General features: G+C 58.4%; 21 protein-coding genes and 1 pseudogene. 13 read left to right on the top strand and 9 right to left on the bottom strand.

The annotated features are described in order from the left end of the window. Nucleotides 1–19 precede the first annotated feature (19 nt). The 4 genes and pseudogenes from ACA043_RS01325 to ACA043_RS01310 form a co-directional block, all read right to left on the bottom strand. Nucleotides 20–439 (bottom strand): acyl-CoA thioesterase, encoded by a 420-nt coding sequence (locus ACA043_RS01325; protein ID WP_231990980.1) that lies wholly within the window; start codon nt 437–439, stop codon nt 20–22. 104 nt (nt 440–543) lie between these two features. Beyond that, nucleotides 544–1,768, bottom strand: a pseudogene (locus tag ACA043_RS01320) (3-hydroxyacyl-CoA dehydrogenase). Nucleotides 1,769–1,875: 107 nt separating this feature from the next. Next, nucleotides 1,876–3,804 carry a RecQ family ATP-dependent DNA helicase gene (locus ACA043_RS01315; protein WP_497658477.1) on the bottom strand — a complete coding sequence of 643 codons (1,929 nt, stop codon included), beginning with the start codon at nt 3,802–3,804 and terminating at the stop codon, nt 1,876–1,878. A gap of 380 nt (nt 3,805–4,184) precedes the next feature. Beyond that, nucleotides 4,185–4,688 carry a polysaccharide deacetylase gene (locus tag ACA043_RS01310; protein WP_497658476.1) on the bottom strand — a complete coding sequence of 168 codons (504 nt, stop codon included), beginning with the start codon at nt 4,686–4,688 and terminating at the stop codon, nt 4,185–4,187. A gap of 292 nt (nt 4,689–4,980) precedes the next feature. On the opposite strand from ACA043_RS01310, the gene ACA043_RS01305 reads away from it, so the two are divergent. The 5 genes from ACA043_RS01305 to ACA043_RS01285 all read left to right on the top strand — a co-directional run bounded on the left by ACA043_RS01305 (nt 4,981) and on the right by ACA043_RS01285 (nt 7,050). Next, on the top strand, nt 4,981–5,277 hold the full coding sequence (locus ACA043_RS01305; RefSeq protein ID WP_489879664.1) for a hypothetical protein: 297 nt from the start codon (nt 4,981–4,983) through the stop codon (nt 5,275–5,277). Between the two features lie 65 nt (nt 5,278–5,342). After that, nucleotides 5,343–5,513, top strand: a complete 171-nt coding sequence (locus ACA043_RS01300; protein ID WP_401267673.1) for a hypothetical protein — start codon at nt 5,343–5,345, stop codon at nt 5,511–5,513. Between the two features lie 364 nt (nt 5,514–5,877). Next, on the top strand, nt 5,878–6,177 hold the full coding sequence (locus ACA043_RS01295; protein WP_401267671.1) for a hypothetical protein: 300 nt from the start codon (nt 5,878–5,880) through the stop codon (nt 6,175–6,177). 157 nt (nt 6,178–6,334) lie between these two features. Next, a complete protein-coding gene (locus ACA043_RS01290; protein ID WP_213028728.1) occupies nt 6,335–6,778 on the top strand; it encodes a hypothetical protein in 444 nt (147 codons plus the stop codon). After that, entirely contained in the window at nt 6,778–7,050 is a 273-nt protein-coding gene (locus ACA043_RS01285) for a type II toxin-antitoxin system RelE/ParE family toxin (protein ID WP_123449450.1), read from the top strand. Before ACA043_RS01290 ends, ACA043_RS01285 begins: the two co-directional genes overlap by 1 nt. Nucleotides 7,051–7,228: 178 nt before the next feature. On the opposite strand, the gene ACA043_RS01280 is transcribed toward ACA043_RS01285, so the two are convergent. Both ACA043_RS01280 and hslO read right to left on the bottom strand, forming a co-directional pair. Next, on the bottom strand, nt 7,229–8,770 hold the full coding sequence (locus ACA043_RS01280; protein ID WP_187679408.1) for a phosphoenolpyruvate carboxykinase: 1,542 nt from the start codon (nt 8,768–8,770) through the stop codon (nt 7,229–7,231). Between the two features lie 181 nt (nt 8,771–8,951). Next, the gene (gene hslO, locus ACA043_RS01275) at nt 8,952–9,854 is read right to left on the bottom strand and encodes an Hsp33 family molecular chaperone HslO (protein WP_187679407.1); all 903 of its coding nucleotides are present in this window, start codon (nt 9,852–9,854) and stop codon (nt 8,952–8,954) included. 105 nt (nt 9,855–9,959) lie between these two features. On the opposite strand from hslO, the gene ACA043_RS01270 reads away from it, so the two are divergent. Next, entirely contained in the window at nt 9,960–10,760 is an 801-nt protein-coding gene (locus ACA043_RS01270) for a phosphatase PAP2 family protein (RefSeq protein ID WP_187679406.1), read from the top strand. A 113-nt stretch (nt 10,761–10,873) separates the two neighbouring features. Here ACA043_RS01270 and ACA043_RS01265 read toward each other — a convergent pair whose 3' ends face one another. Beyond that, nucleotides 10,874–11,281 carry an RNA-binding S4 domain-containing protein gene (locus tag ACA043_RS01265; RefSeq protein WP_187679405.1) on the bottom strand — a complete coding sequence of 136 codons (408 nt, stop codon included), beginning with the start codon at nt 11,279–11,281 and terminating at the stop codon, nt 10,874–10,876. Nucleotides 11,282–11,497: 216 nt separating this feature from the next. Between ACA043_RS01265 and rimB the strand changes: the two genes are divergently transcribed. The 3 genes from rimB (at nt 11,498) to ACA043_RS01250 (ending at nt 14,119) form a co-directional block, all read left to right on the top strand. After that, nucleotides 11,498–11,977, top strand: coding sequence for a retropepsin-like aspartic endopeptidase RimB (rimB, locus tag ACA043_RS01260; protein WP_016986269.1), 480 nt, complete (start codon nt 11,498–11,500; stop codon nt 11,975–11,977). Beyond that, on the top strand, nt 11,974–12,879 hold the full coding sequence (gene rimK / locus ACA043_RS01255; RefSeq protein WP_007949201.1) for a 30S ribosomal protein S6--L-glutamate ligase: 906 nt from the start codon (nt 11,974–11,976) through the stop codon (nt 12,877–12,879). The genes rimB and rimK overlap by 4 nt, the downstream gene beginning before the upstream one ends. Before the next feature lie 268 nt (nt 12,880–13,147). Beyond that, nucleotides 13,148–14,119: an IS110 family RNA-guided transposase gene (locus tag ACA043_RS01250; protein ID WP_497657778.1), complete on the top strand. Its 972-nt coding sequence runs from the start codon at nt 13,148–13,150 to the stop codon at nt 14,117–14,119. 71 nt (nt 14,120–14,190) lie between these two features. Here ACA043_RS01250 and ACA043_RS01245 read toward each other — a convergent pair whose 3' ends face one another. Both ACA043_RS01245 and ompR read right to left on the bottom strand, forming a co-directional pair. Continuing rightward, entirely contained in the window at nt 14,191–15,504 is a 1,314-nt protein-coding gene (locus ACA043_RS01245; protein ID WP_187679404.1) for an ATP-binding protein, read from the bottom strand. 115 nt (nt 15,505–15,619) lie between these two features. Beyond that, a complete protein-coding gene (ompR, locus tag ACA043_RS01240; RefSeq protein WP_016986271.1) occupies nt 15,620–16,360 on the bottom strand; it encodes an osmolarity response regulator transcription factor OmpR in 741 nt (246 codons plus the stop codon). 358 nt (nt 16,361–16,718) lie between these two features. On the opposite strand from ompR, the gene ACA043_RS01235 reads away from it, so the two are divergent. The 4 genes from ACA043_RS01235 (at nt 16,719) to tauA (ending at nt 22,369) form a co-directional block, all read left to right on the top strand. Continuing rightward, nucleotides 16,719–19,043, top strand: a complete 2,325-nt coding sequence (locus ACA043_RS01235) for a Tex family protein (protein ID WP_497658475.1) — start codon at nt 16,719–16,721, stop codon at nt 19,041–19,043. Continuing rightward, nucleotides 19,043–19,426 carry a PaaI family thioesterase gene (locus ACA043_RS01230; protein WP_187679402.1) on the top strand — a complete coding sequence of 128 codons (384 nt, stop codon included), beginning with the start codon at nt 19,043–19,045 and terminating at the stop codon, nt 19,424–19,426. The genes ACA043_RS01235 and ACA043_RS01230 overlap by 1 nt, the downstream gene beginning before the upstream one ends. Nucleotides 19,427–19,639: 213 nt before the next feature. After that, the gene (gene gshA, locus ACA043_RS01225) at nt 19,640–21,223 is read left to right on the top strand and encodes a glutamate--cysteine ligase (RefSeq protein WP_497658474.1); all 1,584 of its coding nucleotides are present in this window, start codon (nt 19,640–19,642) and stop codon (nt 21,221–21,223) included. Nucleotides 21,224–21,391: 168 nt separating this feature from the next. Then, a complete protein-coding gene (gene tauA / locus ACA043_RS01220) occupies nt 21,392–22,369 on the top strand; it encodes a taurine ABC transporter substrate-binding protein (protein WP_253497936.1) in 978 nt (325 codons plus the stop codon). Nucleotides 22,370–22,377: the final 8 nt, after the last annotated feature.

Genomic DNA, 22,377 nt, shown 5'->3' with positions numbered 1-22,377 from the left:
GCGATTTTTTTTACTTTTTTCACACCACCAATCTTTCCAGCGCCCCGCGTAACCCGGCAGGAATCGGCACTGGCTGATTGCTCGCCCGATCGACAAACACGTGCACGAAACGCCCGGCGGCACACGCTTCGCTTTCGCCGACCTTGAATACCGCCAGTTCATACTGCACCGAACTGTTGCCCAACTTGCCGACCCGCAAACCGATCTCGATCAGATCAGGGAAAGCGATCGAGGCGAAGTAATCGCACGCCGAACTGACCACAAAACCCACCACCTCACCGTCATGGATATCCAGCCCGCCAACCTGAATCAGGTAAGTGTTCACGGCCGTGTCGAAGAAGCTGTAATAGGTGACGTTGTTGACGTGACCGTAGGCGTCGTTGTCGTGCCAGCGCGTGGTGATTGGCTGGAAGTGCGGGTAGTCAGAGCGTTGGTTCATGCGTAGTTCTCGTATTGGGCGTTCTCACGCTGACCGTGAGAACGCCCACTATACCTGTGGGAGCGGGCTTGCCCGCGAAGGCGCCGGCACAGGCGCCACATCATTCACCGGTCAGCAAACCCCTTCCCATGCGCCGCCAACTCACCAATCAACCGCGTCGGTTTCCACTGATCGCCCTGCCGCGTCTCCAGCGCCAACAAGCGCTGATGAATATCCGCAAGCCCCTGCTGATCCGCCCAGGCCATCGGCCCGCCCTGGTCCGCCGGGAAGCCATAGCCATTCAGATACACCAGATCGATGTCATGGGCCGACTCGGCAATGCCTTCCTGCAGAATCTTCGCGCCCTCGTTGACCAGCGCCAGCAGACAACGCTCAAGAATCTCTTCCGGGCCGATCTCACGACGCTGAAAGCCCAGACTTTCGCTGACCTGCAATACCAGCGCATCAACCTCAGGATCATGCTCAGCCTGACGACTGCCCGGCTCATAGTGGTAGTAACCATTTGCCGGACTTCTGCCCAAACCGCCCCATCTCGCACAAGCGGTTATCCACCTGAACCTCAGGCGCGTCCTGGCCTTTGCCGGCCAGCTCACGCGCACGCCACTCCAGATCGATACCGACCACGTCGTACATGCGGAACGGTCCCATCGCAAAACCGAAGCCCTGCAACGCCGCATCAACCTGCTGTGGATAAGCGCCTTCAAGCAGCATCTTGCGCGCCTCCAGCACATACGGATGCAGCATGCGGTTGCCGATAAAACCGTGACAGTTGCCGGAGACCACACTGACCTTGCCCATACGCTTGCCCAGCGCCAACGCAGCTTCCAGCGCTGCCGGCGAAGTCTGCGCGCCGCGAACGATTTCCAGCAGCTTCATGATGTGCGCCGGGCTGAAAAAATGCAGGCCCAGCACTTGCTCAGGTCGTTTGGTTGCGGCAGCAATCGCATCGATATCCAGCGCCGACGTATTACTCGCCAATAGAGCCTCAGGCTTGAGCAAGCCATCCAGTTCGCGAAAGATCTTCTGCTTGAGCTCAAGGTTTTCGTAGACCGCCTCGATCACCAGATCGACATTGCGGATCGCCGTGTAATCGGCCGCCGCGCTGACCCGCGCGAGACGCGCATCAGCCTCGGCCTGATCGATCCGCCCCTGACGCACGTTATGTGCATAAGTATCGGCAACGGTTGCGAGCGCCTGCTCAAGCATCTGTGGATTGTTATCCACCCATTGCACCGTCACGCCGGCATTGGCCAGGCACATGACAATGCCACGCCCCATGGTGCCCGCACCGATCACCGCCGCCTGCTGAATATCGAATGTCTGGCTCATGTTGTTCTCTTGTTGGCGATCCAAAGACTGGTCTCACCATAGTCAGCCAACGACGGTTTTTGAAGTTTATTACCGTGATGATCGACATTCAGCGGATGGATGCAGCCTCAGAGATGTGCTTGAACCCAACCCCGCACTTCGGCATACGGATACTCCTCCAACGCCGCATAACCGGAAATCGCTCGCGCCTTGAGCTTGGTAAACAGCGGCACACTGATCCCGCACAAAAACCGCGTCAGCCGTTCCGACGTCGGTGCATTGCCCGTGTGCTGCTCATGCCTGTGGATAAAGTCACTGCACAGCGCGGCAAAATTTTTATCCACAAGCGCTGGCAACTCCGGTGGCGCTGGCAGTCGAGCGACATGCCCATGACACACCGAACAATGCCCGCAGCGCTCAGGCGCATCGTGATCACCGAAGTACTCCGCCAGCCGATAACCCAAACAGCGTTCAGTGGCGAACACATCGAGCATCGCGTGAATCCGCGCGACTTCCGTCTGCTCATGGCGGGTGAAGTAATCGTGTAACTCACCGCTCAACACGTCGCTGTCAAAATCGCTTTGCAGCAGGCTGTAGACCTCGGTCATCTGCTTGCTCTCGAGCTCGACCCAGCCCTTCTCCTGGAAATAATCCAGCGCCTTCACCACCCGATTACGCTCAGCCGAATACTGCGAATACATCGCCTCGAAATTCACCGTGGCCCAGGTGCGCGCACGGGTCGACGTCTGGATAAGCGCCGCGACAAACTCCCGACGTTCACCCTCGAAACGCTCAAGCAGCGCCTCAGGCTCCAGCAAGTATTTGAAGCGGTATTCGGCGTAATACGCGTAGCGCGGGGCAATCAAGCCACGCAGCTCCAATTGCACGAGCAAGGTCTTCAGCGGCAACGCGCGGATGTTGCTGTGATCCGCCAGCGGTCCGAGCAGAAACTCCCACTGCCCTTCCGGTTCCGAGGCCTTCAGTTCATCGAGCACATAGCGAATGCCGTCGCGCTCCGGGGTGTCGCCGTAAACGAAGTTTTCCAGCACATTGAGACTGTCACGGTTGGCCAGCACCAGGCAGTCCGACGGCTGCCCGTCACGCCCGGCGCGGCCGATTTCCTGACTGTAGTTTTCGATGGATTTAGGCAGGTCGAAATGCACCACATTGCGTATGTCGCTCTTGTCGATGCCCATGCCGAAAGCGATGGTAGCGACGATGCAATTGGACTGACCGGCCATGAAGCGTTTCTGGATGGCTTCGCGTTTATCGTGGGGAAGACCGGCGTGATAGGCCTCGGCCTGAATGCCGTTGCGCTCAAGGTGTTCGGCGATGTGCTCGGCGGTTTTCTGCAAGGTCACATAGACGATGCTGGGCTGGCCCGGACGCTCGGCCATCCACTCCACCAGACGCCGCCGCTTGTCCTGCCCGCGCACCGGTTCCACCAGCAGATTGAGATTGGGCCGATAGAAACCGGTCGTCACCACATCATCGGCGGCAATGGCAAATTTGGCCTGCATGTCGGCGATGACTTTTGGCGTTGCCGTAGCCGTCAACAGCAGGGTTTGCGGGATGTTGACCTGCTTTTGGTAGTCCGGCAGCTTGAGGTAATCGGGTCGGAAATTGTGCCCCCACTCCGAGATGCAGTGCGCCTCGTCCACCACCAGCAACGAGATCGGCACCTGCTGCAAAAAGTTGCGGAAGCGCTCGTTTTTCAGGCGCTCCACGGAGATCATCAGAATCTTCAATTCGCCCGAACGGGCGCGGGCCATCACGTCATTGGCGTCATCGCGGCTCTGCGCCGAATCGATGCTGCCCGCCGAAATGCCGTGGCGTTGCAGAAACGCCAGTTGATCCTGCATCAATGCGAGCAACGGCGAGACCACCAGCGTCAGATTCGGCAGCATCAGCGCCGGTAACTGATAGCAAAGAGACTTGCCAGAACCCGTGGGGAAAATCGCCGCTGCCGAGCGCCCGGCCAGCACCGCGCTGATCGCGGTCTCTTGTCCGGGGCGAAACTGTGGATAACCAAAAACCTGTTCCAGGGTGTTGTGCATTCGCTGTCACTCCTTTGACCGCTGCCATGCCAACAGCCTAGCGGGCGATCGCAGCGAGTCGAGAAAAGGTCGGGGGGCAAATCGATACGAGATGATACAGCCCCGGAGGCCTGGCCACTGGCTGAAACAAACGCCACGATTTGTTTATCGCGGTGTTTGCCGACATCGCGATAGCGTGCCCGCTCCACCTCCGTATCACGCCCGGACGGCTGATGCGCGCAAACATTTCAAAGGAGTGATCATGCACTACAGATTGAAGTTAGCCCTCGTCCTCACCTTCACCGCCCTGATGTTGGGCGGATGCATGCGAGGACCCGAAGACCTTCCGCAGTTCGCCATTTCAGCGACACCGCAAGTCCTCACCGAAACCTGACCTTCACTCAGGGCAGCAGCACCGCCACGCGCAACTGCTCGTTCAATACCTGCTCATGCACGCTCAGGCTCTTGCTCGCCCACAGCGCATGGGCCGGGCTGATATCGCCCGTGAACGCCGCCGCCAACTGACGCAGGTCGGCGACGCTGCGCACCTGCGGACAAAACGGCTGTTCGGCACAGTCCTGACTGGCGTTGCGATAAGTGCTCAGCAAGTGATCCCACAGACCATCGCGCACCTGCCTGATCGATTTGAGCTGCACTTGCGGCACACCCAAACGTTGCTTCAGACCCGATTCGTCGAGCGATTCACTGGCGAGCAAGTCTTTGCCGAACATCAGCACTTCGGCGCGCGAAGCCGTGTCGACATTCGCCTGGCTGTTAAGCGCCTCCGGCCAACCGGTTCGATCCAGATAATTCAATACCAGCGAATTGCCGGGCTCTGCGGCCATCGTCAAACGGCAACCGCTGACCCATAGCAATACAATCGAGGCCATTCGTAGCCACTGCATACCTAATTCCCTTTAAGCGCGTATCGGACGTTTGGAAACGTCCCACAGATTCTGGCGCGCAAGATACAGAGGTTTGGTCGGAAGCGCCTGACAAACCCGTAGGAAACTTCCCGCCTAAGGGTTTTGCCTTGAAAACGCCATGAAAACACGTAAGGCAAATGCCCGAACCCAGGAAAAACCCCTACGAACTCTGTCCATCCCGGCTGTCTTGTTCCACCGCGCGACGCCCTCCTATAGTGACCGGCGCGACTGAATCGCACTGTAGCGACTTCTAAAAGGACAGCCTTAATCCATGACCTCACTGCACTCACCCAGCAACCGCTACCGCCGTTTGAAAACCAGCTACGGCGAAAATCCGGTGCTGGTTATCGACACCGACGCCTGCCATGAGGACTTGCTGGATGCGGCTCAACAACGTCTGTGCGCCGCCGGCAATCTACTGGAAACTCTTTACTGCATGTGTTTCAAACAAGCGGACGTTAAAGACATTCCAAACATCATCACTGCGCTTTATTTATTGACTCAAGACGGCTGCGAACTATTAGAAGTTGCAAAACTGAAAGCCGCACACCGCCAGCACACCCCTTAAACAACAAACCTGGAAACAACCAACTCGCCGATGCCATCGTCAACGCCCAGGAGCAATACCGGGCCATGGAAGAGTGTTCGTACACCTACTTCACCGAAATGGACCAGGGCGAACGCCGTGTGTCCCTGGGCGGCAGAGACGTCCAGTTCTCAGCGGTGAAAGGCACGATTTACACCCCCGCAACCGGGCTGAACACCACCGTGCTGGATGTGGCGACGAGTCGGCATGTTCGTTGATGGCGAGGATCGGTGAGCCGGCGAAAAAACCTACAGCAATGCCCTATCCGGTATTCGTCCCGTTCCTACAAACACAGACTCCCTTGCCGCCTATCGCGGCTTGGTAAGTCAAATCTATAGTCGTGACTGTCGCTGCCAAATCAGCGACTCGGGTTTGGTCACCTGAAATTGAGAGAGAGAAACTGCGCATGCCCTTGTATGCTTGCCGCCATCTATTGTGCGGCATGCTTTATGGCGGCTGTGTTTGGGACGCTTCGGCGTACACGGAGTTCTCTCTCTCTGGTTGACCAACCCGAACACAGTCGCCTCCCATCGTTTGGTCATGATGGCGGCGGCTATTGGAACGCCTATAGAGAGAAGAACAATGAAAAAATGGACCCAGTTCACCACCGATCGCTACCGCCCACTCGAATCCAACCTCACCGACACCAAGCCCCTGATCATCGACACAGCGGCCAACCCGCAAGACATCCTCGAATGCGCCGTCCAGCGCCTGCGCGCGTCAAGCGACCTGCTAAAAACCCTCTACTGCCTCAGCTTCAAACAAGCCGACGTCGAAGACATCCCCCACATCACCCACGCCCTCTATCTGCTGACGCAGGATGGCTGTGACCTGCTGCAAGTCGCGCAGCAGCAGATGCTCAATTGGAAAGCACCCGCCTGAAAAAAATCTCAGGCAGATGCGCGCTCAAATAACTAGCGCCTGCCTGACCAAAGAACATGGATGCTGCACACCCGGCGTCCAGCACAGGAGTTGAATTTTGCAAACTATTATTGATTGCGTACGATGGGAGCCATTGTTCAACCAAGAGCTCGCCTTCATGACCACTGAAACCATTGATCACAGTACTCTCGCGCGATTGTTTGAGAATGGTTCGATCAGTAGCGCACATATCGTCGCCAAACCCGGTGGCTGGTCAATTCAGATTCAGCAAGGAAACAAGGAATATTCACTGGCAGCACAACGCAGTGGTCAGGTGCGACTGTTCAAGCGGTTCGAAACACTGGTGACCTACCTGCAAGGAGTAGGTATCAATCACTTCGATGTGGACGCCTCCAGCTATGACCCTCTGCAGATAAAAACCTATGCCCGCCCTGATCGCGCCGAAGCGATGAAACAAGCTCATGAAGCTGCGGCATATGAAGAATGGGTCAAGCAACAGGTACAAATCAGCATTGATGACCCAAGACCCAGCGTCAGCGATGAAGACGCTCGCAGGATATTTGCCGCCAAGCGGGATGCTCTGCGTCAGCGAGTACGTTGATGAGGTTGGTCTGGCGCCAAGAGGCGCTGGATGACCGAGAAAACATCATGGAGCGTATCGGCCAGGAAAATCCCGCTGCAGCGATTAAGCTCGATGAGCTTTTCGAATCGAAGGGAGAAAGCGTCCGCCAGCAGCCAGCTTTATACAAAAGAGGTATCGCGCAAGGCACCCGCGAAATGGTTGTCACCCCAAACTACTACATCATCTACACAATCAAAGTTGATGCTGTGGAGATGCTGCGAGTACTGCATACCAGGCGGCAATGGCTATGAAGGCTGAAGAGAAGAAGAACGGCGTATAGAGTTCGCGGCTACTTAAGTGGCATTATTCTGGCTGTTTAACGCGAACGCTGCGGGAATAATGGCAGTTGATCTGATAATGACACCCAACCCATCACCCACAAAAAAGCCGCCCTCAAGAGGCGGCTTTTTCACTCACCAGAACTAAGTCTTACAACTTCGGCCCAGCGGCCTTGATCGCGTCGCTCACTTCGAACTTCTTGAAGTTCTCGATGAACAGACCGGCCAATGCCTTGGCAGCCTCGTCGTATGCAGCCTTGTCAGCCCAGGTGTTGCGTGGGTTGAGCAGGTTGGTTTCAACGCCCGGTACGGCCAGTGGCACGTCGAGGTTGATGGTGTCGAGGTGCTCGGTGGCGGTACCGATTAGTGCGCCGCTCTGGATCGCTGCGATCACTGCACGGGTGGTCGGGATGTTGAAGCGTTTGCCGACGCCGTAGCCACCGCCGGTCCAGCCGGTGTTGACCAGGTAGACCTTGGAGCCGAAGCCGCGGATGCGCTTGATCAGCAGTTCTGCGTATTCACCAGCCGGACGCGGGAAGAACGGTGCGCCGAAGCAGGTGGAGAAGGTCGACTTGATGCCGCTGCCGGAACCCATTTCAGTCGAGCCCACCAGTGCGGTATAGCCGGACAGGAAGTGGTACGCCGCTTGTTCTTCGTTGAGGATCGACACTGGCGGCAGTACGCCGGTCAGGTCGCAGGTCAGGAAGATCACAGCGTTTGGCTCGCCGCCCAGGTTGTGCTCGGAACGCTTGGCAACGTGTTCCAGCGGGTACGCGGCGCGGCTGTTCTGAGTCAGGCTGACATCGGCGTAGTCGGCGTGCTTGGCGTCGTCGATGACGACGTTTTCCAGCACGGCGCCGTGCTTGATGGCTTTCCAGATGACCGGCTCGTTCTTCTCGGACAAGTCGATGCACTTGGCGTAGCAGCCGCCTTCGATGTTGAAGACAACGCCTTCGCCCCAGCCGTGTTCGTCGTCACCGATCAGGTAACGGCTTTCGTCGGCGGACAGGGTGGTTTTACCAGTGCCCGACAGACCGAAGAACAGGGTCACGTCGCCTTCTTCGCCGATGTTGGCGGCGCAGTGCATTGGCAGCACGTCAGCGGCCGGCAGCAGGAAGTTCTGCACGGAGAACATGGCTTTCTTCATTTCACCGGCGTAACGCATGCCGGCGATCAGCACTTTCTTCTGGGCGAAGTTGAGGATCACGCAACCGTCGGAGTTGGTGCCGTCACGCTCAGGCACGCATTCGAAGTTGGCCACGTTGAGCACTTGCCATTCTTCACGGCCAGCCGGGTTGTACTGGGCCGGGTTGATGAACAGGCAACGACCGAACAGGTTCTGCCAGGCAGTCTGGGTGGTCATTTTCACGGCCAGGTAGTGATCTTCGGCCGCACCTACATGAACGTGGGAAACAAAGTGCTCTTGCGCGTTGTTGAACGCCTCGACACGAGCCCACAGCGCATCGAACTTGTCGGCCGGGAACTTGCGGTTGATCGGGCCCCAGGCGATAGCGGCCTGGGTGGAAGGCTCTTCAACGATGAAACGGTCGACTGGCGAACGGCCGGTACGATGACCGGTGCGGACTACCAGAGCGCCGGTATCGGCAAGCTCGCCTTCACCGCGGTTCAGGGCTTCTTTTACCAGATCATCAACACTCAGATCGGTGTACACGGCGTTATTGGCTTGCGTCATGAGGTTCCCCGTCGGCCAGTGGCCGAGTGTGCTCCAAACGTTTTGTAGTAGAAAGTTGCGCACTACTACCGCGAAAAAAGTGGGCCGGATTATGCCAGAAAAGCCCAAAAAGAGTAGGGTCCTCCCGTCGTAACGGCGTAATTACGTCGTTGAGCAGTGAATTTACCTGCGCTGAACCGTTTTAGTGCCGGGTATCTGACGGGGTGTCGACGCCTGCGCCAGCGAACAATTGAGCGATATCGGCGGCATCAAACTCGTAACGTTCGTTGCAGAACTGGCAATCGATCTCGACTTTGCCACCCTGCTCAGCCACCAGCGCCTGCGCATCTTCCAGACCCAGACTGACCAGCGCAGTGCCCGAGCGTTCCCGCGAGCAGCTGCAGTGGAAGCGCAAGTTCTGCACATCAAACAGGCGCACTTGCTCTTCATGGTAGAGACGGTGCAGCACGGTTTCGTTGTCCAGGCTCAACAATTCATCGGCGCTCAGGGTGCTGGCCAGCGCGGTGATGTGCTGCCAACTGGCGGCGCGATCTTCTTCGTCCTTCAGACGATCGGCTGGCAGTTGTTGCAGCAGCAGACCACGGGCACGACGACCGTCGGCAAACAGCTTGAAGCGGGTACCAACCTGTTGCGACATGACGAAATAGTTGGTGAAACAGTCGGACAGGGTTTCGCCGTCGAGGTCGACGATGCCCTGATAGCGCTGGCCGACAGTCGGGTCGACAGTCAGGGCCAGGACGCCGTTGGGCATCAAGTCGCTGAGGGTCGCATCTGCCGCGATCTGATCGGCGTGGTAACGCGCCAGGCCACGGATTTCACGCTCGCTGGAGCACTCGATCATCAACATCGGGATCGGGCCTTCGGAACGCGCCTGCAGAATCAGCAAGCCGTCGAACTTCAGGGTACCTACCAGCAAAGAAGCGGCCGCCATCAATTCGCCCAGCAGTTGCGCAACCGGTTCCGGGTACGGGTGTTTGGCAAGAACTTCGGCGTAGCTGCGCTCAAGCGCAACCAGTTCGCCGCGGGTGTCGCTGTCATCGAAGATGAAGCGTTGGGTGAAATCGGTATCCGTCAGGTCGGTCATAGGTCTGGGTATCTGAAATTGATGACAAAATGGTTACAAAACGTGAAAATTTGCGTTTCTTGGCACCCTTTTTGGTGCCGACTGCTTAGCCATGGGAGGCATTTTATGAACAATCCGGGTTTGTTCCAATCAAGGTGGAACCTCGGCCGGCTGGTTCTGTGCAACGTAGTGCCATTAGCCCTACTGGCTTTCTGGTTATGGCCTACGGGCAACTCGCTGTGTGTGATTTTCGACGAGTGGCTGTTCCGCTCGCTCAATGCACCGCTGGCCAGCAACACGATATGGCTCCACATCTGGGCAATTGCAAGTCTGCGCCCGTTCGACATTGTGGTCGGGCTGATTCTGCTGATGCTGCTGATCAAGGGCGACTGGGTGTTCAAGGCGATTGATGTACGTCGGGCATTTTTCGGTTTTTTCTCGATCCTGCTGTTGATGGTGGTGATCCGCGCACTGTTTTCCAAATTCGCCGACCACATGGACTGGCAGCACAGCAGCCCGTCGATGGTGCTTGAAGGCGCCGTTCACCTGAGCGACTACTTTCCACATCTGGAGAAGACCTGGGAGCTGAAGGATCGCTCGAGCCAGAGCTTCCCCGGTGATCACGCTTCGGTGTTGCTGATCTGGGCACTGTTCATGGGCGTGTTCAGCCGCACGGCTGGCCAGTTCCTGACGATCTGGGGTCTGACCTTGCTGTTCATGCTGCCGCGACTGGTGGCCGGTGCACATTGGGGTCAGGACGATTACATCGGCGGTGTGTTGCTGGCGGTGTGGGCGTTGGGCTGGGGTTATTACACGCCGTTTGCGTATCACGCGGCGAATTTCTGGCTGAAGGTGACAGCGCCGATTTTCAATCTGCTCGGCAAACTGCCGGTTGTTTCGCGGATGAGTGTGATGCGTAGCGCCTGATATCGAATTGTTCATGGCGGGTGCCGCGCACTCGATTCGCGAGCAGGCTCGCTCCCACATTGGAATGCAATCTTCTGTGGGAGCGAGCCTGCTCGCGAAGAGGCAGTAACGCCCTACTCGCTGCTGCTGTTACCCCGAAACTTAAACAGATCCCGCCGCTGTTTCTTGCTCGGCTTGCCGTCGGTGCTCACGCCCAACGCACCCGCCTTGCGCATCGCCGCTGCCGCTTCGCGCTTTTCAACACTCACCTCGGTTTCTGCATATAGCGTCTGTGCCTCAGGCGCGCCACGACGCACGATCGACAAGGCTTCGACCCTCACCGTGCGCACTTCGAAGCCGGTGCGGATCTCGAATTCATCGCCGATGCGTGGCTCTTTGCCAGGCTTGCAGCGCTCGCCTCGACAATGCACCTTGCCACTCTCGATCGCAGCTTTGGCCAAGGCACGTGTTTTATAAAAACGCGCTGCCCATAGCCACTTATCGAGACGGACCTTGTCGTCCTCTTCGCTTTTTTGTGCCATGGAATGTCCTCATTCTGAAATATTGGTGAACTGTACTACCGTTTCTGTCGTGCCATGAATTGCAGCATCCCGGATTACAATGCATGCATTCCGGCGCCTGCTTCAGGGGCTGATAATCCGGGCTGTAGAAATCTGTCGCCTTTTAACCCTTATTCTGCGTGAATACCGCAAATCCGGCCCCTGCGGGCTGATCGGTTGTCACGGTTGAGCATTTTTTTGAAGACATTTGACCATTTGACCGTTGTCGGTCTGCGCGAGTGGGTGGCGCTCCCGGATTTGGGAGTCGCGGGCCTGCGAGCAAAAATCGACACCGGTGCCAGTACCTCCAGCCTGCATGCCACCGACATCGAGCCGTTCGAACGCGACGGCGAGAAGTGGGTGCGTTTCACCGCGCACCTGGGCACGGTGGTGCAGTTGCGTCACCGGCGCTGTGAAGCGCCACTGGTGACGCGCAAAACCATTAAAAGCTCCAATGGCCATGCCCAGGAACGCTATGTGATCAGCACGACGCTGGCTCTGGGTGATCGGGTCTGGCCGATCGAGTTCACCCTCGCCTGCCGCAAGTCCATGCGCTATCGCCTGTTGCTCGGTTCCAAAGCCTTGATCGACGGCCACCTGGTGGTCAATCCGGGCATCAAATATGTACAAGACAAGCCGGTGTTCCCGGTATCTACCTCCTCAACAGGTGTTGCATGAAGATCGCTGTGCTGTCGCGGAACCCGCGTCTGTATTCCACCCGTCGTCTGGTCGAAGCCGGCACCGAGCGCGGGCATGAAATGGTCGTGATCGACACCTTGCGCGCCTACATGAACATCGCCAGCCACAAGCCGCAGATCCACTATCGCGGCAAACCGCTGGAAGGCTTCGATGCGGTGATCCCGCGGATCGGTGCGTCGGTGACGTTCTATGGCTGCGCAGTGCTGCGTCAGTTCGAAATGATGGGGGTGTTTCCGCTGAATGAATCGGTGGCCATCGCCCGTTCGCGGGACAAATTGCGTTCTCTGCAATTGCTGTCACGACGTGGCATCGGTTTGCCGGTGACAGGTTTTGCCCACTCACCGGATGACATTCCCGACCTGATCGACATGGTCAATGGCGCGCCATTGGTGATCAAAGTGCTGGAAGGCACTCAGGGTATTGGTGTGGTGCTGTGTGAAACCGCGACCGCCGCCGAGTCGGTGATCGAAGCGTTCATGGGCCTGAAGCAGAACATCATGGTTCAGGAATACATCAAGGAGGCGGGTGGTGCGGATATCCGCTGCTTCGTGGTTGGCGACAAGGTGATCGCGGCGATGAAGCGTCAGGCCAAACCGGGTGAATTCCGCTCCAACCTGCACCGCGGCGGCAGCGCCAGTCTGATCAAGATCACACCGGAAGAGCGCATGACCGCTTTGCGTGCGGCCAAGGTCATGGGCCTGGCGGTAGCGGGTGTGGATATCCTGCGCTCCAATCACGGGCCGCTGGTGATGGAAGTGAACTCATCGCCGGGGCTGGAGGGGATCGAGACCACCACCGGGAAGAATGTGGCAGGGATCATCATTGAGCATCTTGAGAAGAATGGCGGGCCGAACATGACTCGGACCAAAGGCAAAGGTTAAAAGCAAAAGATCGCAGCCTCCGGCAGCTCCTTGTATCTCGACTATCGCTCCGTCAGGAGCGATAGTTCTCGACTGATCATCGAGGGAGGGACTTGGAAGCCGTGCAGCTCCTTAGGCTTTTTGCCTGTGATGTAGATCGTGCTCCAGCCCTCCACACTCACTCGTATAGTTCGAACGGTATCTTGGGCCCGTCTCTGGCGAGAGCCCGCATTCGCAAGGTTGGACAGAGTGCAGTGATGATCGAAAACGGATTAATGGAGAAACGGTCATGTCCAATTTCGTCGGCGTCGATGTCGCTAAAAATACCTTTGATATCGCCACTCACCTGCCAAACGGCAAGCACAAAACCAAGGCCAAACTGGCTAACGACTCAAAAGGTTTCAAAGAGTTTGACGCCTGGCTGAACAAGCAGGTCGAGCCTACAGCTCTGATCGTGATGGAAGCCACCAGCGTTTATCACCTGGAACTTGCCGAGTTCGTCTACAACAAGGGTTACCGGGTCTGCGTCGTCAATCCGGCTACGACCCACGCTTACGCCGACAGCGAGCTGCGCCGGATCAAAACCGACAAAAGCGACGCCAAATTGATCGCTGACTTTGCTCGGGAAAAGGCTGAAAAGCTTCAGCTTTGGGCTCCAGAGCCGCTGAAATATCGTCAGCTAAAGGCGATGGTACGTCGCTTGGATGACCTTCAGGAAATGGAGCAAATGGAGCTCAATCGCCTGGATGTATCCGACGAAAAGGTCAAAGACTCGATCAACTCTGTGCTGCGTCACATCGAGAAAGAGATCGTTGAAACTCACAAATCAATCAAAAAACACATCGACGATGATCCAGACATGCGCCAAATGCGCGACTTGATCGTGACCATCGACGGTATCGGCCAGAAAACCCTTGAGCGGCTGCTGGCCGAGTTGGGCGACCTGCGTAAATATGACGACCCTCGCAAGCTGGTCGCTGCCGCCGGGTTGAACCCAAAGCTGCAGGACTCGGGAAAATTCAAAGGCAGAACAGTGATTTCGAGGATCGGATCGGCTCGCGTTCGGGCGGGTCTATACATGCCTGGGTTGGTTGCACTGAAGCACAACAAGGCAATCATCGCCATGAAGGACCGCTTGAAGGCCAACGGCAAGGCCCCCAAGCAAATCATCTGTGCAGCGATGCGCAAACTCCTACATTTTGTCTACGCCGTTCTTAAATCGGGCCAGCCATTTGACCCGAAAATTGCCCTTGCCCGATGAGGGGCAAGACGGTATCTACAGGGTATGCATTCCCATGTGGAGCTGCCGGAAGCTGCGATCTTTTTCAGCGTTTAAACGGCATCCCGCGGCAACATCAACCCCAATGGCAAACGCACTCGCGCTTCCAATCCGCCCCCGGACCGGTTGCGCAGCTCGACATTGCCGCCATGCATCGAAGCAATCCGCTTCACAATCGCCAGACCCAACCCCGTGCCCTTGCCGCCCCGCGCACGATCGCCTCGGGTAAACGGGTTGAAAATCGCCTCAAGCTCCGACGGATCAATCCCCGCCCCACGGTCCATCACACTCAGCACCACATACGGCGCGCTGGTGTCACCAGACACATAAGCCGCGACTTCGACGCCGCTGCCTGCATGATTCAAGGCGTTGCCGATCAAGTTGTTCAGCAAGCGCTTCATCGAAACCCGACGCAACGGAAACGGCTGGATCGGCTCCAGACGCAGACGAACCTTTTCTTCGCTCTGGTTGTACGGCGCCGCCACTTCACGCACCAGATCGCTGAGGTCCACCTCTTCCACCGACTCGTCGCGACCATCGCGAATAAACGCGAGGAACTGGTCGAGAATCGCATCCATGTCTTCGATGTCGCGCACCATGTCGTCGGTCAGGTCGTTGCGATCGCCCATCAACTCCAGCGACAGCCGCAATCGAGTCAACGGCGTGCGCAAGTCATGGGAAACCCCGGCCAGCATCAGCTCGCGCTCACGCCCGGCCTGTTCGACGTCTTCGGCCATCTGGTTGAAGGCGCGATATACCTCGGTCATTTCGCTAGGCGTGTCACTGATCGGCAGACGCACACTGCGGCCCTGGCCGAGTTGCCGGGCGGCATAGACCAGTCGTTTCAAGGGTTGGTTGAGCTGGCTGACGAAAATCCACGCCGACGCCGTCGACAGCAAACCAATCGCCAGGAACCAGCCAAGCACGTTCCAGATTTTCTGGCCGCGCAGAGGATGCGGGTACAACGGAACTTTCAACCAGCCATCCCCCAGGCTCGGCGCACGAACCCACAGCGCCGGCGGCGAGTGCATGCGCAATCGCACTTCCGTATCCGCGCCCAGCTCTGCCTGCATTTGCCGCTGGTAGATCTCGCTGTACGGCCAGTGCTGTTCGCCTTCCGGCACACCGGCACCCACCACCCGGATCAGGGTTGAGGCATCAGCGATCTTCGCGCGATTTTCTTCGTCAGCAGCCCAATAGGCGCGCAGCGTCAGAGCGACGCCGTGGCTGTATTGGCGATCCACCAGCACGTCCTCGTTCATCAACAGATAAACCAGGGTCAGCGCCTTGGAAAACAGCACGACGATAAGCACCAGCCAGAGGGTGCGGGAGAAAAAACTTTGGGGAAACCAGACGGGGGTCTTCATCAATAACCGCTACACACTTGCAGGAGCGAGCAATGCTCGCATATTGCGGATTGCGAGTCTGCGGGGATGGCCATTATGGCCAAGTCCCGACAGACCCGCTCCTACAAATCACCGATCACTTGGTGGCGGCGCCATCCGGTACGAACACGTAGCCCACGCCCCAGACAGTCTGGATATAGCGCGGTTTGGACGGATCAGGCTCGATCATCCGGCGCAGACGGGAAATCTGCACGTCGATGGAACGCTCCAGCGCATCCCACTCACGACCACGGGCCAGGTTCATCAGCTTGTCGCGGGTCAGTGGCTGACGCGCGTTCATCACCAGGGCCTTGAGCACCGCAAACTCACCGGTGGTGAGCATGTGTACTTCGTCGCCGCGTTTCAGTTCACGGGTGGCCAGCGACAACACGTAATCACCGAAGGTGACGTTTTCGTCTTCGCTGCCCGGCGCGCCCGGTACCGGGGCGGCCTGACGACGCAGAACAGCCTTGACCCGGGCCATCAGCTCGTCCGGGTTGAACGGCTTGGCCAGATAATCGTCGGCGCCCAGTTCCAGGCCCTTGATGCGGCTCATCTCATCGCCTTTGGCGGTGAGCATGATGATCGGAATCTGGTTATTCGCTGCTCGCAGACGACGGCATGCGGTCAAGCCATCTTCGCCGGGCAGCATCAGGTCGAGGACGACCAGATTGAAGACTTCACGCGACAGCAGACGATCCATCTGCTCGGTGTTCGGTACGGTACGGGCACGATAGCCCTTGCTGACGAAAAAACGTTCCAGCAGGCTGCTCAGCCCCGGATCGTCGTCAACGATGAGAATTTTTTCGCCTTCAGCAGTTTGTGCAGTGCTGCTCATTGGATGCTCCTTTTAGCTCGGCGCGCATTATGGCGTAGCTGCCGTTATACGCACCGTGTGCATTGTTAGCAGATTTTTCCTTCACTGCCAGAAAACCGGGGTTTATGCCTACAGACTGCAACGCCCCCGAATGACAGAACGCTGGTTATAATGCGCGGCGTTTTGTGCCAGGCAACGTCTGAATCGTTACCGCAAGTGGCCGGTATTTTTTCCAGGCCAGCGCAGTAATTGTTCGATTTCACGGGTCAATGGGCTGCCTTTTGACCCAGGCAGCGGCCATCTTCATGCCGCTCAACCAGACTCCGGGCCTTTATTTCCGTGCCTGCGAGCCTGCTTTCACAATATGTCAGGTGGTTTTATGGACAGCATCAACAGCCGCATCGCCGAGGAACTCGGCGTACGCCCACAACAGGTCGAAGCGGCCGTCGCGCTACTCGATGAAGGCTCTACCGTTCCCTTCATCGCCCGCTACCGGAAAGAAGTCACCGGCAGCCTCGATGACACCCAGTTGCGTCATCTGGAAGAGCGCCTGCGCTACCTGCGAGAACTCGACGAACGGCGCATCAGCATCCTCGCCAGCATCGAAGAGCAAGGCAAACTCACCCCTGCTCTTGAGCGCGACATCAAGCTCGCCGACACCAAGACCCGCCTCGAAGACTTGTACCTGCCGTACAAGCAGAAGCGCCGCACCAAGGGCCAGATCGCCCTGGAAGCCGGCCTCGGCGATTTGGCCGACGGCCTGTTCAACGACCCGAACCTGGCCCCGGAAAGCGAAGCGGCACGCTTCGTCGACGCCGAAAAAGGCGTGGCCGATGTGAAAGCTGCGCTGGAAGGCGCCAAATACATCCTGATGGAACGCTTCGCCGAAGACGCCAGCCTGCTGGAAAAACTGCGTACCTATCTCAAGCAGGAAGCGACCCTCAGTGCCCGCGTGATTGCCGGCAAGGAAGAGGAAGGCGCGAAGTTCCGCGACTACTTCGAACACGACGAGCCACTGAAAAGCATGCCATCGCACCGCGCACTGGCGATTTTCCGTGGCCGCAACGAAGGCATCCTCAGCTCCGCGCTGAAAGTCGGCGACGAACTGCCGGGCACCATGCACCCGTGCGAAGGCATGATCGGCCAGCAATTCGGTATCCAGAACCAGAACCGTCCGGCCGACAAATGGCTGGGTGAAGTGGTGCGCTGGACCTGGAAGGTCAAGCTCTACACCCACCTGGAAACCGACCTGCTGGGCGAGTTGCGCGACGGCGCCGAAACCGAGGCAATCAACGTGTTCGCCCACAACCTGCACGACCTGCTGCTGGCCGCGCCGGCCGGCCCGCGCGCAACGCTGGGTCTCGACCCGGGCCTGCGCACCGGTTGCAAGGTGGCGGTGGTCGATTCGACCGGCAAACTGCTGGATCACGCCACGGTTTACCCGCACGTGCCGCACAACAAATGGGATCAGACCATCGCCATTCTGGCGGCCCTGTGCGCCAAGCACTCGGTTGACCTGATCGCCATCGGCAACGGCACCGCCAGCCGCGAAACCGACAAACTGGCGATCGAGCTGATCAAAAAATATCCAGCCATGAAGATGACCAAGGTCATGGTCTCCGAGGCCGGCGCATCGGTGTACTCGGCGTCGGAACTGGCAGCCAAGGAATTCCCGGATCTGGACGTGTCGATCCGTGGTGCGGTGTCGATTGCCCGTCGCTTGCAGGATCCACTGGCCGAGCTGGTGAAGATCGACCCGAAATCCATCGGTGTCGGCCAGTACCAGCACGACGTGTCGCAACTGAAACTGGCACGTGGTCTGGACGCTGTGGTCGAGGACTGCGTGAACGCCGTCGGCGTCGACGTGAACACAGCCTCCGTGGCCCTGCTGGCACGGATCTCCGGTCTCAACGCAACACTGGCGCAGAACATCGTGGCGCACCGCGACGAGCACGGCGCGTTCAAAACCCGCGCAGCGCTGAAGAAAGTCGCGCGTCTGGGCGAAAAAACCTTCGAACAGGCCGCCGGTTTCTTGCGCGTGATGAACGGCGACAACCCGCTGGATTCCTCGGCGGTTCACCCGGAAGCCTATCCGTTGGTGCAGCGCATTGCCGCTGAAACCGACCGTGACATTCGCTCGCTGATCGGCGATGCCGGTTTCCTAAAGCGCCTGGACCCGAAGAAGTTCACCGACGAGACCTTCGGTCTGCCGACCGTGACCGACATCCTCCAGGAGCTGGAAAAACCGGGCCGCGACCCGCGTCCGGAATTCAAGACTGCCGAGTTCCAGGAAGGCGTCGAAGACCTCAAAGACCTGCAACTGGGGATGATCCTCGAGGGCGTCGTGACCAACGTGACCGCGTTCGGCGCATTCGTCGACATCGGCGTGCATCAGGATGGTCTGGTGCACATCTCGGCGCTGTCGGAGAAGTTCATCAAAGATCCGCGCGAAGCGGTGAAGGCCGGTGACGTGGTGAAAGTGAAGGTCATGGAAGTCGACATCCCGCGCAAGCGCGTCGGCCTGTCGATGCGCATGGGCGACACCCCGGGCGAGAAGATCGATGGCGCCCGTGGCTCGCGTCCGGGCTCGGCACAACGCCAGCCTTCGAACAACGCGCCACGCAAGGAAACCGCCACCGCCGCGCCAGTGAACAACGCGATGGCGTCGCTGTTCGCCAACGCCAAGCAGTTGAAGAAACGCTGATGGAGATTCCGGCCGGGCTCGTCGAGAGCGCGTTTTTCAAGCTGTTGGGTTGCCGCCTGCACAGCCTGGAAACCGGGGTGGCGCAAGTCGCCCTGGGGCTGGAACCCGAATTGCGCAACCGCGGCGGCAAATTGCATGGCGGCGCGCTGTTCAGTCTGGTCGATATCGCCATGGGGCTGGCCTGTTCCAGCACCCACGGTTTCGATCAGCAGAGCGCGACCATCGAGTGCAAGATCAACTACATCCGCGCCGTTTCCGACGGTGAGGTGCTGTGTACGGCGCGGGTGATCCACCCGGGCCGCCGCACGTTGGTGGTCGAAGCCGATGTGATGCAGGGCGACAAACTGGTCGCAAAAGCGCAAGGCACGTTCGCTGTCCTGTAGCTTGTGGCCATCAATTTGAGTTAATTTCGGCGCTGCGTCTGCGGCGTCGAACTTTTCCGCGTGCGTAATAGCCAGATTCAAGGAGTGAAGTTGGCAATCGGCACGGGCCTTTATGGCTCAAAAACCAGGCGAAAACGCCAGTTTCAACTTCACCCTTGTAGACCGTCCTGCCCACCCCCATATTGGGGCGACTGACGCGTGAAGGAATCCAAATTGAGCGAACTTCTCAACCGCCGCCTGGCTCTGCTCGGTGAGCGCGCCAACCTCTCTCTGCTCGAACAGTGCCTCCACGGTATCGAACGTGAATGCCTGCGCGTGACCAGCGAAGGTCGACTGGCGCAAACGCCGCACCCGGAAGCCTTGGGTTCCGCGCTGACCAACGAACAAATCACCACCGACTATTCCGAGTCGCTGCTGGAATTCATCACACCTGCCCTGCCCGACCCGGCGGACATGCTGGCGAGCCTGGACAAGATTCATCGTTTTGCCTACAGCAAACTCGGCAGCGAGTACCTGTGGAGCCCATCGATGCCGTGCCCGTTGCCGGCCGAGGAAGACATCCCGATCGCCTACTACGGCACGTCCAACATCGGTCAGCTCAAGTACGTCTACCGCAAAGGCCTGGCCCTGCGTTACGGCAAGACCATGCAGTGCATCGCCGGGATTCACTACAACTTCTCCCTGCCGGAAAAACTCTGGCCGCTGCTGAAAGAAGCCGAGGGTTTCGTAGGCACCGACCGGGATTTCCAGTCGTCGTCCTATATCGCGCTGATCCGCAATTTCCGTCGCTACAGCTGGCTGCTGATGTACCTGTTTGGTGCTTCCCCGGCGCTGGATGCCGGTTTCCTGCGCGGTCGTTCGCGTCAACTGGAACAACTGGACCCGGACACCCTGTATCTGCCCTACGCCACCAGCCTGCGCATGAGCGACCTCGGTTACCAGAGCAACGCCCAGGCCGGCCTGACGCCGTGCTACAACGATCTGGCGAGCTACACCGACAGCTTGCGCAAAGCCGTGGCCACCCCGTACCCGCCGTACGTTGAGGTCGGCACGCATCAGGATGGCGAGTGGGTTCAGTTGAACACCAACATCCTGCAGATCGAAAACGAGTACTACTCCAACATCCGCCCGAAACGCGTGACGTACACCGGCGAGCGGCCGATTCAGGCGCTGGTGGCCCGTGGCATTCAGTACGTTGAAGTACGTTGCCTGGACATCAACCCGTTCCTGCCAATGGGCATCGACCTCACCGAGTCGCGCTTCCTCGATGCGTTCCTGCTGTATTGCGCGTTGAACGAAAGCCCCCTGCTGACCAACAACTCCTGCGGCAACGCCACGTCGAACTTCCTCAGCGTGGTCAAGGAAGGCCGCCGTCCGGGCCTGCAATTGCAGCGCGACGGTCAGCCGGTCGAGCTGAAGGTTTGGGCGGCCGAGCTGTTGGAACAGATTGCGCCGCTGGCGGCGCTGCTGGATCAGAGCCATGGCGGCGATGCGCACAGCAAGGCGCTGGATACGCAGCTGGCCAAGGTCAAAGACCCGTCGCTGACACCGTCGGCGCAAGTGCTGGCAGCAATGGCTGAACACAAGGAAAGCTTCGCGCAGTTCTCCCTGCGTCAGAGCCAGGCGCATGCGGAGTTCTTCCGCAGCGAGCCTTTGAAGCCCGAAGAACAGGCGAAATTTGAGGAGGTGGCGCGTTCTTCTCTGGCGGCGCAGGCTGAGCTGGAGCAGAACGAAGTGGGCGATTTTGATGTGTTTGTCGGGTCGTATCAGGCGAGCATTCTCGCAATCAGCAACTAAGCGTAGCCTTGGATCGTTCCCACGCAGAGCGTGGGAACGATCAATATCCGCCGAGCCTTAGATTTTTCCGCTCATAAGCTCATTCTAAAAAGTTATTTATTTTTGGATTCTTAGATCATTTAGTCTCCTATCACGCCGACGCTCGGTCGCCTGATATGGAGCTCTTCAATGAAACTGAATTTCCCGCTTCGCCTGCTGGCCGCGGCCTCTCTGGCTGCCGCGAGCTTCCTGGCGCAGGCTGCCGACCTCACTGTCGCTTACCAGACCACCGTTGACCCGGCGAAAGTCGCCCAGGCTGACGGCGCTTATGAGAAAGCCACCAAAGCCGACATCAGCTGGCGCAAATTCGACAACGGTGCCGACATCATCGCGGCCATTGCCTCCGGTGACGTGCAGATCGGTTACCTCGGTTCGAGCCCGCTGACGGCGGCGATCACCCGCAAAGTCCCGGTGGAAACGTTCCTCATCGCCACCCAGATCGGCGCCGCCGAAGCGCTGGTTGCCCGCGACGGTTCCGGCATCAAGACCCCGCAAGATCTGATCGGCAAGAAAATCGCCGTGCCATTTGTGTCCACCGGTCACTACAGCCTGCTCGCCGCACTGAAGCACTGGAACATCGATCCGTCGAAAGTCACCGTGCTCAACCTCGCCCCGCCAGCGATCATCGCGGCGTGGAAACGTGGTGACATCGACGCCACTTACGTGTGGGACCCAGCCCTCGGTGTGGCCAAGGAAAACGGCAAAGTGCTGATCACTTCCGGTGAACTGGCCAAGTTCGGCGCGCCGACTTTCGATGCGTGGATCGTGCGTAAAGACTTCGCCGAGAAGCACCCGGAAATCGTCACCGCGTTCGCCAAAGTCACCCTCGACGCTTACGCCGATTACCGCAAAGACCCGAAAGCCTGGCTCGCCAATCAATCCAACGTCGACAAACTGGTGAAGCTCTCCGGTGCCAAGGCCAGCGACATTCCATTGCTGCTGCAAGGCAACGTCTACCCGTTGGCGGCGGATCAGGTCAGCGACCTCGGCGCGCCGACCACCAAAGCCATCACCGACACCGCCGCGTTCCTCAAGGAACAGGGCAAGGTCGAAGCCGTTCTGCCGGACTACGCGCCGTACGTCAGCGCCAAATACATCACCAACTGATCGGGAGT

Source organism: Pseudomonas sp. LBUM1648, from assembly GCF_059716145.1.
This window is presented reverse-complemented; position numbering and strand designations above follow the sequence as displayed.

Bases quoted from the DNA above. Each gene is read 5' to 3' on its own strand.
- ACA043_RS01290 (WP_213028728.1), top strand. From the start codon at position 6,335: ATGACCACTGAAACCATTGATCACAGTACTCTCGCGCGATTGTTTGAG.
- ACA043_RS01270 (WP_187679406.1), top strand. From the start codon at position 9,960: ATGAACAATCCGGGTTTGTTCCAATCAAGGTGGAACCTCGGCCGGCTG.
- ACA043_RS01310 (WP_497658476.1), bottom strand. From the start codon at position 4,688: ATGCAGTGGCTACGAATGGCCTCGATTGTATTGCTATGGGTCAGCGGT.
- hslO (WP_187679407.1), bottom strand. From the start codon at position 9,854: ATGACCGACCTGACGGATACCGATTTCACCCAACGCTTCATCTTCGAT.
- ACA043_RS01280 (WP_187679408.1), bottom strand. From the start codon at position 8,770: ATGACGCAAGCCAATAACGCCGTGTACACCGATCTGAGTGTTGATGAT.
- ACA043_RS01265 (WP_187679405.1), bottom strand. From the start codon at position 11,281: ATGGCACAAAAAAGCGAAGAGGACGACAAGGTCCGTCTCGATAAGTGG.
- ACA043_RS01230 (WP_187679402.1), top strand. From the start codon at position 19,043: ATGGAGATTCCGGCCGGGCTCGTCGAGAGCGCGTTTTTCAAGCTGTTG.
- ACA043_RS01245 (WP_187679404.1), bottom strand. From the start codon at position 15,504: ATGAAGACCCCCGTCTGGTTTCCCCAAAGTTTTTTCTCCCGCACCCTC.
- tauA (WP_253497936.1), top strand. From the start codon at position 21,392: ATGAAACTGAATTTCCCGCTTCGCCTGCTGGCCGCGGCCTCTCTGGCT.
- ACA043_RS01325 (WP_231990980.1), bottom strand. From the start codon at position 439: ATGAACCAACGCTCTGACTACCCGCACTTCCAGCCAATCACCACGCGC.
- ACA043_RS01305 (WP_489879664.1), top strand. From the start codon at position 4,981: ATGACCTCACTGCACTCACCCAGCAACCGCTACCGCCGTTTGAAAACC.
- ompR (WP_016986271.1), bottom strand. From the start codon at position 16,360: ATGAGCAGCACTGCACAAACTGCTGAAGGCGAAAAAATTCTCATCGTT.
- ACA043_RS01235 (WP_497658475.1), top strand. From the start codon at position 16,719: ATGGACAGCATCAACAGCCGCATCGCCGAGGAACTCGGCGTACGCCCA.
- ACA043_RS01300 (WP_401267673.1), top strand. From the start codon at position 5,343: ATGGAAGAGTGTTCGTACACCTACTTCACCGAAATGGACCAGGGCGAA.
- ACA043_RS01295 (WP_401267671.1), top strand. From the start codon at position 5,878: ATGAAAAAATGGACCCAGTTCACCACCGATCGCTACCGCCCACTCGAA.
- ACA043_RS01250 (WP_497657778.1), top strand. From the start codon at position 13,148: ATGTCCAATTTCGTCGGCGTCGATGTCGCTAAAAATACCTTTGATATC.
- rimK (WP_007949201.1), top strand. From the start codon at position 11,974: ATGAAGATCGCTGTGCTGTCGCGGAACCCGCGTCTGTATTCCACCCGT.
- ACA043_RS01285 (WP_123449450.1), top strand. From the start codon at position 6,778: ATGAGGTTGGTCTGGCGCCAAGAGGCGCTGGATGACCGAGAAAACATC.
- ACA043_RS01315 (WP_497658477.1), bottom strand. From the start codon at position 3,804: ATGCACAACACCCTGGAACAGGTTTTTGGTTATCCACAGTTTCGCCCC.